This window comes from Dyadobacter sp. CECT 9275 (assembly GCF_907164905.1).
GTDB lineage: Bacteria > Bacteroidota > Bacteroidia > Cytophagales > Spirosomataceae > Dyadobacter > Dyadobacter helix.
In genome coordinates this window covers 1,223,981-1,236,222 of sequence record NZ_CAJRAF010000001.1, presented here as the reverse complement: position 1 = coordinate 1,236,222, position 12,242 = coordinate 1,223,981, and the positions used below count along the sequence as shown (strand labels likewise).

The following is a 12,242-nucleotide window of genomic DNA, read 5'->3' as shown; positions in this document are numbered from 1 at the left end:
TGCTTATTTAACACCAGTCCGAAGGACGATACCGAAACAGGAATACCGAATTGGCAATCCACTTTCAAAAACTCGGGCTTCCGGTGTTTCTCTTACCAATCTGCATTATCTTTGTTGATTGATCCGTATGTCCGACACTTCATTACATAATCCGCAGCATGTGGAATTTCCGCAGGACTTACCTCCAAAATACTACCATGCCTATTTTGCAGATGTGTTGAATTTTGTGAGAAAAAGGTATCTGCCTGTGCTTACCGAAACAGAATTGCATTTTCTTTCGGAATATGACAAACTCTCGGAAGATGCCCAATGCCTTTTTATACGGTTCAGTAACCGACGAAAATCATTTTTCCGCAGCAACACACTGTCATATACCGAAATCAGCGATATTCCCGCTGTTCTAGAGGAATTACTTGCAACCGGTTTCGTGGAAATATTTCAGGAAGTGCACCGCGACAGGTTGCCCGAGGTGATGGAGCTTTTCACAAAAGAGGAGCATCTGAACTTTACGAAACAATTAAAACCGGATGTATTACCGGCTAAAAGTATACGCAAGCCCGATCTGGTCCGCTGGCTGATGCATACCTATGATTTCAACACCCTTGCTGCTCTCCTGGGAAGCTTTGAACCAATCGTGAAAGTATGCTTTGAGGCCGAGGTCATGATCATGAAATTTCTGTTTTTTGGAAATCGCTATGCCGATATGACCGAGTTCGTGGTCAGGGACCTGGGGCATGTCAGATTTCAGTCTTTCAGTGATGAGCATCTTTCCATTCAGTTTGAGACCCGGAAAGACCTGGATGATACCCTGATGCTTTCACTCATGAAGGAGACCTTTGATAGTATTAAAAATGAGCTTCCACCAGAGGAAATATTTGACTGGTACATGAACTGGCAGGCTGGCGCGACCGGCAATCTGAGTTTAAAAGCACTTCCCTCCTTTCATCAATTCACTGTGAAAGTGGCTGGATGGCTTGAACGAAAGAAAATGCTATCCCAGGCATTGAGTGTTTATCAGCTCACCCTCGATGCTCCGTCCCGGGAGAGAAGAGTACGCTTGCTTTACAATCTGGGAGAAACCGAGGAGGCTCTGGCCTTATGCGAAGAAATTTCTGAAAACCCTCAAAACGCTGATGAGCGATATTTCAGCCAGGACTTCACAGAAAAAATTAACAACAAAAAAAAGCGGGTGGTAAAAAGAACAACTCAGGCGCTCAAAGCGGCAGATTGCATAGAATTACCGTTGTTTTACAGACACCGTGTTGAACAGGGGGCTATACAGTATTTCCAGGAACTTGGCTACCACGCCTTCTTTAGTGAAAATGAGCCGTGGCGTACGCTCTTTGGCCTACTCTTCTGGGATATCATATATGATACCAATGTACAGGCCATTCACAATCCATTACAAAGGGTGCCATCCGATTTCTTCCTGCCCGACTTTTACATCAAACGGTCCGTTCAACTGGCGGACCGGATAAAAGATTGCAGCTCTAGAGAAAATATTGAAGAAATTGTCACCAGAACTTTTGCGGAGAAATATGGCACCACGAATGTACTGGTATCCTGGTATGAAGGCTCTCTTGAAAAAGTGCTGGCTTTGATTGCCGCACTTTTACCAGAACAGATACATGCCGTGATGAAGGAGATCGCCGTAAACCTCAGAGAAAACACCCGCGGCTTTCCCGACCTTTTTGTCTGGACGGGTAGTGAGTACGCTTTCATTGAGATAAAATCTCCTACAGATCATCTTTCCTCACAGCAACTGCATTGGCAGCATTTCTTTGAAAAACTTGGGATTACGAGCAGGATCGTAAGAGTAAAATGGAATAAGGGGATTACAACCTAAAATTCAGGCACAAAAAATGGCCTCCCCAAAAAGGAAGGCCATTGCGGTCAGTAACTCTATTTCTTTTGCTGGACAGGTTCGAAAGTACCTGCTTTGCCTTTCCTCACAGCAGCCTTGTAGTTCTTTTTGGTTTTACCCTGTGGCTCATTACAGTTGTTACCAATCACCGTGGATTCAACCGCAGTGTATACGGTTTTGGCCCAGGCCGGTATTTTGATATTACCTTTTGCAATTTCATCATTCAGGTTCAGGGCAGAGGCTTCACAATGATCCAGTTTTACGGTACCTAACAGATAGTACTTGGGCACCTTTTTGGTAACCGTGTCAACAGGGCAAATGCAACCCACACACGTCGTGGGGCTTTTTCCATATACCACACGTTTGCTGCTGATCATCTTATAGGCATACACTTCAAGATAACATTGCTTGAAACAGATTTCCTTCGCTATCTGTACTGTATCCGGTATTACCACCGAGAAACCTGTTGTGCTGGCTTCGCTTACACAGGAAGCGCAAGCGGATGTCTGGTTGCTTTGGACGGTAACATAATACTGCCCGTCCAAAGGACGCCCAAAACGGTTAAGGTACTCTGCGGGCCACAGCATTTCGTTTTGTTTCTGGCACACCACCTGCCCGATCACCTTATCCATTCCGCCATTGAGCTGGTGAATACGGGCTGTAAAAGTTTCGGTTTTGGTACTGTCCAGAACCGAATTGGATTTCCATGTAATTTTGATTGTATCAGCCTGCGTGGTATCTCTCAAAGGATTATAAATCATCCCTTTCATGGAAGTCTGTCCCATTTTAATATCCAGGTCAGGGGCTACACAAATGAGCGCAGGTGTCGGCTCCTTTTTAACAGGTACGTCCCTTATAAACTTACGTCTCATGGCAATACCGCCACTAAAACCGCCATGCTTTCGTTCAAACGGATAAATGGTTGCGCCGGGGAAAATATAGTTCACTTTGGTCCTGAATCCGATGGCTTCCACACCCCAGGCCCATAAGCCATTTTTACTTGGTACAAAAAAGCCCAGCGTGGCCAGTAAGCCTGCATGATACCTTTTTTCCGAAGCCGTCACCGAATAAATATTATTTCCGGTAACACGGTCATAAACGAAAATGGCGGCGGGGGTGGTCCTGAAAATCCCTCCACGAACGGAAGCTTCCAGATAGGGTGACCGGGGCTTACCAGTAAAATTAAAGTTCAGAACAGGCCCTACTGCCAGATAATGGTCTTCTGATGCGCCTTTTTTAATAACCGCCTGACTATATCCTTCTGAAGCGATGATCCTTTCCAAAAATGTGTCCAGATCTTTCCTTAAGAAAAAAGTCTGCAGGCCTGCCACGCCCCCAACCCCAAACTGAAAACGATTATTCTCTTTTTTATTCTTGAAAAAATAGTCAGCATTTAGTAGCGCATTGTATCCCACACCATTGAAACGTGATTTGTCACGGTACTTGTTTGAATTAAAGGTATTTTCCCAGCTGCCGCAGAAAGCGAACGCTGGCCCCAGAAACCCGCCGATTCTCCAGGGACTGACCTTTTTCTCTATCGCAATGGTATCGCACCCGCCGGCAGGATTGGTACAGGTTGCGGACACATTATCCTGCGCATATACATGATGGCTGGCGAAGGACATCATAACTAAAAACAGTAATTTCAGTAAAGTTTGATTTTTCATAAACTTACGGGATAGTGTGCTTTTGGCTGAATTAAGAAAGAAAGAAATACGACTTTGTCTCCTTAGACGAACTCTTCAGGAATTAGTAACGGTGGTTGCTATCTGACAAATCCCTCACAGGCAGGGAATAAAAAATTCCATGCGGAACGAACTGCATGGAATATATGTAACTCTCTCTCAGTCAGAAATTTAAAAAAGCACTTCCAGTTCGGAGGTGACAGGAAGATGATCGGACGCATACTTCTCTTCGATTACCCTGGTAGACTTAACCCTAAAATGTTTTTTATCTTTGTAGAGTATAAAATCAATCGCTTTATCCGGCAGTTCCACAGGAATAGTCGGTTTACAGTCCAGGGCACAGGTTCGGCTGAAATGCTGATTAAGATATTTCATAACGCTGCTTTCCGGGACCGCGTTAAAATCTCCGCCGATAATCATGGGCAGATCGTTTTTTTCGAAAGCAGAGACGATCCTTTCCGCCTGCAACAGCCTGTTAGGCTCTTTGAGTCCCAGATGTGTACTGGCGAACAGCAGTTTGCGGTGATCCGGCAACAGTACAGTTACGGCTGCAACAGTACGAAGCTCTTCCGGCATGTCCGCATGCACCGGCAATGCATATCGGACGGAATCCAAAATAGGGAACCGCGACAATATCGCCACGCCATAGTCTCCACCACCGTGGTCAATGGCTTTGGAAAAATAATAATGCATTCCTGTGGCTTCAGCCAGCTGCTTTGCCTGGTTTTTACCCTTCCCTGACCGCTCAGTGTTGACATCCACCTCCTGCAACGCAACCAGGTCTGGCTTTTCAGAATTGATCACCCTGGCAATTGCCTCCACATCTATCTTAGTATCATGACCGGGCGGATTACAATGATGAATATTGTAAGTCATCACTTTGAGAAGAAACTTTTTTCGTATTTCCCGGTCAGAACTAACGGTAAAACCGGTGAGGATCAAAAAAGAAAACAAAACGAAATAACAAACTGAAGTTTTCATAGGTATAAAATTACCTGAGTGTCTGGTTTTATAAAAAATAACGGATAATATTGGTTTCGTTCACCGGGATTCCATGCAAATATATGCTGCCGGCTCTTTTGATATAACCATAATACTAACGTTCCCTATACATAAATTTTTAAGATACATGCAAATAAGAAAGTTGTTGCTCGGTGCCGCTTTATTGATGGGCTACGGCAGTTCCGCACAAACCAGCCCTGAGGACGTTAAAACCTTCACTTTGGGAAACGGGATGAAATTCCTGGTACTGGAAGACCATTCCATTCCCAATGCCAACATGTACCTTTTCTGGAAGGTAGGCTCCAGAAACGAAGTACATGGCATTACCGGACTCTCGCATTTTTTTGAGCACATGATGTTCAATGGCTCCAAAAATTATGGTCCCAAGCAGTTTGACAGGGTTATGGAGGCAAGCGGCGGCTCCAACAATGCCTATACCACAGAAAATGTGACGGTATATACCGACTGGTTTCAAAAGGATGCGCTGGAAACGATCTTCAAACTGGAATCGGACCGCATTGCTTCGCTAACCATTGACCCCAAAATGGTTGACAGTGAACGTGGTGTGGTACTTTCTGAAAGAAGTACCGGGCTGGAAAACAGCAATTATCGGGTGATAGGAGAACTTGTCCAGTCGGTTGCCTTCCAGGAGCATCCGTATATGTTTCCGGTTATCGGTTTTGAATCGGACATAAAAAGCTGGACGCAGCAGGATCTTGAAAACTACTTTAAAACTTATTATTCACCCAATAATGCAACGGTGGTGATTGTCGGAGATATTACGGTTGACCAGGTTCGTAAGCTTGCTGAACAGTATATGGCACCGATCCCCGCGCGCGGCCTGCCTCCTAAGATCCGTACCATTGAGCCGGAACAGAACGGTGAAAGACGTGCGACGACCTATAAGGATATTTCAACTCCCAACGTCCTGCTGGCCTACCATATCCCTCAGGCGAGCCACCAGGATTATTATGCCCTGGATCTTTTCAGCAGTCTTTTGACTTCCGGAAACTCTTCCCGTCTCACGAAGGCGCTGGTGATGGACTCTACGATTGCCTCGCAGGTTTACACCTTTATGGAGGCATCCTTTGATCCCAATCTTTTTAGTATCTACGGAATCGCAGGAGATGGCATCAGCGCACCGGAGCTTGAAAAAGCAATTTTGGCCCAGATCGATCTTCTAATCAAAAATGGGGTGACCGAAACCGAACTGCAGAAAGTAAAAAATCAGAAACTGGTTGAACTTTACCATACGTTGGAAACCATTAACGGAAAAGCTAATAACCTGGGAAAGTATGACGTTTTTTTTGGGGACTACCGCAAAATGTTTGAGGCACCTGCTTTGTATCAAAAAGTAACTACTGAAGATGTAAAACGCATAGCCGCCACTTATTTCAAGGAAAGAAACAGGACGGTAGGTTATCTGCTGCCCGAGAAAAAAGATTAAAACAGCGTACGGATTAAGAATATATCAAAACTGACTACTCAAATGAGAAATATACTACTAGCATTGCTCCTGATCACCGGACCTGCCGTGCTTGCCCAGAAGGAATTTAAACTGCCAAAGTATGAAAAGTTCAGGCTTAAAAACGGGCTGACCGTCTATCTGATGGAACAGCACGAAGTGCCGCTGATTAACGTATCGTCGGTTTTTGATGCAGGAAGTATCCACGACGGTGACCGTTACGGATTGGCGAATCTTACTGCGGACGCCCTACTTTTTGGAACTCAAAAGTATACCAAGGCCCAAATAGAAGAAATAACTGACTTTGCAGGCGCATCCCTTTCCACTTATGCCGGCAAGGATTATTCGGGCCTCAGCGCCTCTTTTACCGTGAAGGATCAGGACAAGATCTTTGATATTATTCAGCAGATACTGGTTTATCCGGTGTTTGACGAAGCTGAATTCAACAAACATAAGCAACGAACCATACTTGAACTTACCCAGCAGAAAGAAAGCCCGCGCAGGGTGATCGGCAGTTATTTCAATGCCTTTGTCTTTAAGAATTTCCCCTATGCAAATCCGGAAGGCGGAGTACAGTCGACTGTTGAAAAAGTGAGCCAGGGAGATGTAAAAGCATTTTACAAAAGTAACTACACCACCGGACGGGGTGCTATAGCCGTGGTGGGAGATTTTAAAACCGCTGAAATGAAAAAAAGGCTGACTACTCTTTTTAGTAATTGGAAAACCGCTGAATCCCGCATGTATAAAAGAATAGCCCCTGATCTGAATTTTGAAAAAAGCAGGGTACTGCTCGTCAATAAAGATGACGCCCGCGAAACAACTTTTTATATCGGCGGCAAAGGTATAGACTATAATTCGGCCGATTACATTCCTGTCATGGTAGTGAACACAGTACTGGGCGACAGGTTTACCTCCTGGCTCAATGATGCGCTCCGTGTGAACTCAGGACTGACTTACGGTGCAGGAAGCCGGTTTAACCGGTACAAATATGCCGGTACTTTCATGATCAGTACGTTCACCAAAAACGAGACAACCATTCCCGCGGTTGATATGGCGCTTCAGGTTTTGGACAGCCTGCACACCTACGGCCTTAACGAGGAAATACTGGCCTCCGCCAAGGCATACGTAAAAGCCGACTTCCCGCCCCAATATGAATCTGCCGACGCACTTGCCGGGCTGCTTAGTGAAATGTTTGTCTATGGGTTTGACGAAAATTTCATCAATACCTTTCAGGTCAAAGTTGACGGGCTCACAACTGTACAAGCAAAGGAGATCATCGCACAATATTTCCCAAAGGACAAATTGCAATTTGTATTTATCGGGAAAGCTTCAGAAATCAAAAATCAGGTAGCCAAATATGGAGATGTAACCGAGAAACAGCTAAAAACGGAAGGATTTTAGCACTCACAAAAGTATTTCTTGTACCCAATCCACTTTTGCAATCACCTATTCAATCTTGATCCGGAAGAACTATGAAATCAAAAAAATTATCAATGCTCGTGACGGGCTTTCTGCTTGCGGCAGGGACCTGCGCCCCCACATTCGGGCAAAAGGCGGTTTATACCAATCCGATCGGAATGCAGGCCTACACATTCCGGGGAAGCTGGCCCAACGGAATTGAGGCGACCCTGGATACCATCAAATCACTAGGGGTGACCGAAATGGAAGGAGGGCCCATTCAGGGCATGACTACCGAAGAACTCCGCAAGCAACTGGATAAACGGGGCATTAAAATGGTTTCTATCGGTGCGGATTATGCCGCTCTGGTAAAAAGTGCGGACGAAACGATCAAAAATGCGAAAATCCTGGGCGCAAAGTATGTGATGGTTCCCTGGATACCTCATCAAAAAGGTAATTTCACGCTGGAAAATGCGAAACAGGCTGCGGCGGACTTCAACAAAGCTGGTAAAATACTGAAGGAAAACGGGATCACCCTTTGTTATCACAACCACGGTTTCGAATTTGTACCTTATGAAGACGGGACACTGTTTGACTACATCGTAAAAAATACCAATCCAGAGTATGTTTCCTTTGAGATGGACATGTTATGGACCTTTTTTCCAGGACAGGATCCTGCCAAGTTACTGGATAAATATGGCAGCCGCTGGAAACTCATGCACCTGAAAGATTTGAAAAAGGGCGTAAAGGGAGACTTATCAGGTGGCACCCCCAAGACCAACGATGTAGCACTCGGTACAGGGCAGATAGACGTAAAGGCGGTACTGAAAGCTGCTAAAAAAGCAGGTGTGAAGCACTACTTTATTGAAGATGAAAGTCCGTCGTACCTGAAACAGATACCTCAGACCCTCTCCTATATCAAAAGCCTGAAAGAATAATATTCACAGCTCCCCTGAGGACTTAACACCTTTTGCATCATGGTATGTGAAAGGTGTTTTTGTTTTACTACAGAAACCTTCCGCGGTGAAACATAATACAACTATCTCATTTTCAAATATATAAACAAATACCCCCTCCTACAAAAACCCGTGACAGGTTCATTCAGGAAAAGAATTTTTAGAGTTTAATTTTAAAATATTTCCGGATCATGTGACTAAAAACGTAGCATGCCGTCTTAAACTAAACATTTGCACTATACATATTTATTGTTTCACACACTTAATAACCATAATTCAGCCACAGGCTAAAAACCAATAAAAATTTTACCAATATCATTACTTCACTTCATCAACCAATTAAAATTCACACACTACGCTTGCTCCCGTCTGGCTCCTGCCAGGCGGGATTTTTCTTTTGCCAGCAACCACCTTTTAACCATTAGTAAATAATAAAATCCGTTTGTGTACTTTAAAATTCTCCATTGAGTATCCCAGGATACATTTGTCGTGTTACAAGAAAATTATTAGCCATTCTTAAAAATCTATTCAGCCAATGAAAACTTTATTTAAGTCAGTTGCCTTGTTCGTGATGCTCGCCTCGCTTTCTTACACAGCCTCCGCGGCTGACGTAACCCATGCAGAGAAAAAGGGTTTTGAAACGGGTATTTTCTGCGACAAATCCGGGAAGCTTAATGTGAACGTGGATAAGTACAACCGGGCCAGTACCGTTATCCGGATCGTAAACGACAAAGGAACGGAAGTTTACAGAGAAGCGTATGGCAAAAATCAAATGAAACTGAGGAGCACCATCGACCTCAATGAATATCCGAACGGTAATTACACGCTGGAGATTTCAAGTGATGGGCAAAACCAGGAAAACAAATTTGAGATAAACCACCTTCAGCCCAAAAGAACTGTTTCGTTCGGGTAAGGTTTTGTTTCATTTATCAAAAACGGCGCCAAGAAAAATTCCCGGCGCCGTTTTTGATATAGTACCTCATAAAAAATTATATCACCACATTCACAATGCGTTTGGGGACGACGATCACTTTTTTAGCCGCCTTTCCTTCCATCCATTTAATTACCGTTTCATTGGACAGCACCTCCTTTTCAATATCCGACGAGGATGTATCCAGGGCGAAAGGCAATGTCACCCTCACTTTACCGTTGATCTGAACAGGGTATTCGAAAATAGCGTCCACAACATATTTCTGTTCCCATTTAGGGAAAGCGGCTTTGGAGACAGAACCTTCATTACCCAGTGCTGCCCATAGCTCCTCGGTGATGTGTGGCGCATAGGCAGACAATAAGATAACCAGTTGTTCCAAAATTTCCTTTTTATGACATTTCAGCGCTCCCAGCTCATTGACGCAGACCATAAAGGCACTTACGGCTGTGTTAAACGAGAAATGTTCGATATCCTCTTCAATCTTTTTGATTGTTTTATGCAGCACTTTCAGCTCCTCCTCTTTGGCGGCTTCATCTTTTACCAGCCATTGCCCGGTTTCACTGTAAAATAATCTCCAGAATTTGCGAATGAAACGGTAGGTTCCATCAATCCCGTTGGTATTCCAGGGTTTTGCCTGTTCAAGCGGGCCAAGAAACATTTCGTACAAACGGAGTGTATCAGCGCCGTATCGTTCCACAATATCATCGGGGTTGACAACATTGAATTTGGATTTCGACATCTTCTCCACTTCCACACCGCAATGATATTTACCATCTTCCAGGATAAACTCTGCCTGAGCCGCACCGATATCCAGTCTTGTTGCCTTGAATTTTTCGACATCAAGTATATCGTTTTCAACAATATTAACATCAACATGTAATGCGCTGACATTGTATTGTGACTTCAACCCGGCACTCACAAAAACGGGCTTGCTGTAATCATCACTTTTCACACGAAAGACAAAGTTGCTCCTCCCCTGTATCATACCCTGGTTGATCAATTTTTTGAAAGGCTCTTCTTCGGGTACAAATCCGCGGTCTTTCAGAAATTTGTTCCAGAAACGGCTGTACAGCAAATGCCCCGTTGCGTGTTCGGTACCCCCGATATATAAGTCAACTGCTTTCCAATAATCAATAGCATCCCTGGAAGCAAACTCATTTTCATTTTTCGAATCCATATACCGGTACCAGTACCAGCTGCTTCCGGCCCAGCCGGGCATGGTGCTTAGTTCATAAGAATTCCCTGAACCGTGTGCCCAGCCTTCCGCTCTTCCCAAAGGAGGCTCACCGGTTTCAGTAGGCAGGTACTTGTCAACATCCGGCAGGTTTAGCGGCAGTTCATTTGCGTCCAAAAGATACGGCAGTGGCTGACCGTTGCTATCATTTTTGTAATATACCGGAACAGGCTCTCCCCAATAACGCTGGCGTCCGAAAACCGCATCCCTTAACCTGTAATTGACCTTTCCTTTCCCTATGTTTTTTTCTTCCAGAAAATCAATCAATACCTTGTTGGCTTCATGGAAGGTCATCCCGTTGATCATTCCAGAGTTGATATACCGGCCTTCCTTGGTGGGGTCCGCCTGCTCTTCAGTATCTTTCTGAGCGTCCAGTATAGGAATAATCGGGAGATTAAAATGCCTCGCAAAGTTCCAGTCACGCTGGTCACCAGACGGCACGGCCATCACCGCGCCGGTTCCGTATCCGGCCAGCACATAATCCGCAATGTATACCGGAACCCTTTCACCGTTAAACGGATTGATCACATAAGCACCTGTAAAAGCACCGGACACAGTTTTTACATCCGACACCCTGTCCCTCTCCGATTTCTTCCTGGTGTTGTCCAGGTATACATCGATTTCAGCCCGCTGCGCTTGTGTAGTAATCACATCCACCAGCTCGTGTTCGGGTGCAATGACCATAAATGTTACTCCATAGATCGTGTCCACCCGGGTTGTGAAGACTTCTATGAAGGAAGATGACGAGGGTACACCGGCAGAAGCATCCGAAAGTTTCTCCCCTTCCTCCCTATTCCCTTCTCCATTCTGATCTATCTCAAACCGTACCAGCGCTCCCACCGATCTGCCGATCCAGTTTCGCTGCTGTTCTTTCAGCGAGTCCGTCCAGTCAATGGTATCCAGGCCGTCCAGTAAGCGCTGTGCATAGGCGGTAATACGCATCATCCACTGGCGCATCAGTTTCTGGATCACCGGATACCCCCCCCTTTCGGACACTCCATCTTTTACCTCGTCGTTTGACAAAACGGATCCGAGCTCCGGACACCAGTTCACGGTTGCATCGGCAACGTAGGTGAGCCGGTACTTCAGCGTCATACGGTATTTTTCTTCCTCGGGCCAGCTATTCCATTCCTCTGCGGAAAACGCCGGAGTATCTTCGTCGCAAGGAGCGTTTACATTTTTATTACCATTGTTTTCAAACGCAGCAACAAGGGTTTCAATTTTTTCAGCCTGATTGGTATCGTTGTTGTACCAGCTCTGAAAAAGTTCGGTGAAAATCCATTGGGTCCATTTATAATAGGAAGGGTCGGAGGTACGGACTTCCCGGCTCCAGTCATAGCTGAACCCCAGATTTTTGAGCTGTTCAATATACCGCGCAATATTTTGCTTTGTATTAACCGCCGGATGAACGCCCGTCTGGATGGCATATTGCTCCGCAGGTAAGCCGAAGCTATCAAAACCCATCGGGTGCAACACGTTAAATCCTTTCAGCCTTTTATACCTTGAGTAAATGTCCGAGGCAATGTAACCAAGCGGATGCCCCACATGCAGGCCTGCTCCTGAAGGATAGGGAAACATATCCAGAACGTAATACTTGGGCAGTTCCGACTGATTCTCAACTTTAAAAACCTGATTATCCTCCCAATAGGCCTGCCACTTTTTCTCAATTTCGCGGTGATTGTATTCACTCATAACTTTCTTCTTCTT

The 12,242-nt window shown here is 45.1% G+C and carries 8 protein-coding genes; 5 read left to right on the top strand and 3 right to left on the bottom strand.

Annotated elements, in window-relative coordinates; all coding sequences use genetic code 11:
* The first annotated feature begins 127 nt into the window (after positions 1 to 127).
* Complete coding sequence (locus KOE27_RS05060; protein WP_215237742.1) at positions 128 to 1,846, top strand: VRR-NUC domain-containing protein; 1,719 nt, start codon at positions 128 to 130, stop codon at positions 1,844 to 1,846.
* A gap of 56 nt (positions 1,847 to 1,902) precedes the next feature.
* On the opposite strand, the gene KOE27_RS05055 is transcribed toward KOE27_RS05060, so the two are convergent.
* Both KOE27_RS05055 and KOE27_RS05050 read right to left on the bottom strand, forming a co-directional pair.
* Positions 1,903 to 3,531 carry a hypothetical protein gene (locus KOE27_RS05055; protein ID WP_215237741.1) on the bottom strand — a complete coding sequence of 543 codons (1,629 nt, stop codon included), beginning with the start codon at positions 3,529 to 3,531 and terminating at the stop codon, positions 1,903 to 1,905.
* 189 nt (positions 3,532 to 3,720) lie between these two features.
* Positions 3,721 to 4,530 carry an endonuclease/exonuclease/phosphatase family protein gene (locus KOE27_RS05050; RefSeq protein ID WP_229252648.1) on the bottom strand — a complete coding sequence of 270 codons (810 nt, stop codon included), beginning with the start codon at positions 4,528 to 4,530 and terminating at the stop codon, positions 3,721 to 3,723.
* Positions 4,531 to 4,678: 148 nt separating this feature from the next.
* Here KOE27_RS05050 and KOE27_RS05045 point away from each other — a divergent pair, with 148 nt between their 5' ends.
* From KOE27_RS05045 to KOE27_RS05030, 4 genes are all read left to right on the top strand, one after another.
* Positions 4,679 to 5,998 (top strand): M16 family metallopeptidase, encoded by a 1,320-nt coding sequence (locus KOE27_RS05045; protein ID WP_215237740.1) that lies wholly within the window; start codon positions 4,679 to 4,681, stop codon positions 5,996 to 5,998.
* Between the two features lie 42 nt (positions 5,999 to 6,040).
* Positions 6,041 to 7,417, top strand: a complete 1,377-nt coding sequence (locus tag KOE27_RS05040) for a M16 family metallopeptidase (protein WP_215237739.1) — start codon at positions 6,041 to 6,043, stop codon at positions 7,415 to 7,417.
* A 92-nt stretch (positions 7,418 to 7,509) separates the two neighbouring features.
* A complete protein-coding gene (locus KOE27_RS05035; protein ID WP_406566849.1) occupies positions 7,510 to 8,352 on the top strand; it encodes a sugar phosphate isomerase/epimerase family protein in 843 nt (280 codons plus the stop codon).
* Positions 8,353 to 8,905: 553 nt separating this feature from the next.
* Entirely contained in the window at positions 8,906 to 9,283 is a 378-nt protein-coding gene (locus KOE27_RS05030) for a T9SS type A sorting domain-containing protein (RefSeq protein ID WP_215237737.1), read from the top strand.
* 76 nt (positions 9,284 to 9,359) lie between these two features.
* Here the strand turns inward: KOE27_RS05030 and leuS are convergent, their stop codons facing one another.
* On the bottom strand, positions 9,360 to 12,227 hold the full coding sequence (gene leuS / locus KOE27_RS05025) for a leucine--tRNA ligase (RefSeq protein WP_215237736.1): 2,868 nt from the start codon (positions 12,225 to 12,227) through the stop codon (positions 9,360 to 9,362).
* Positions 12,228 to 12,242: the final 15 nt, after the last annotated feature.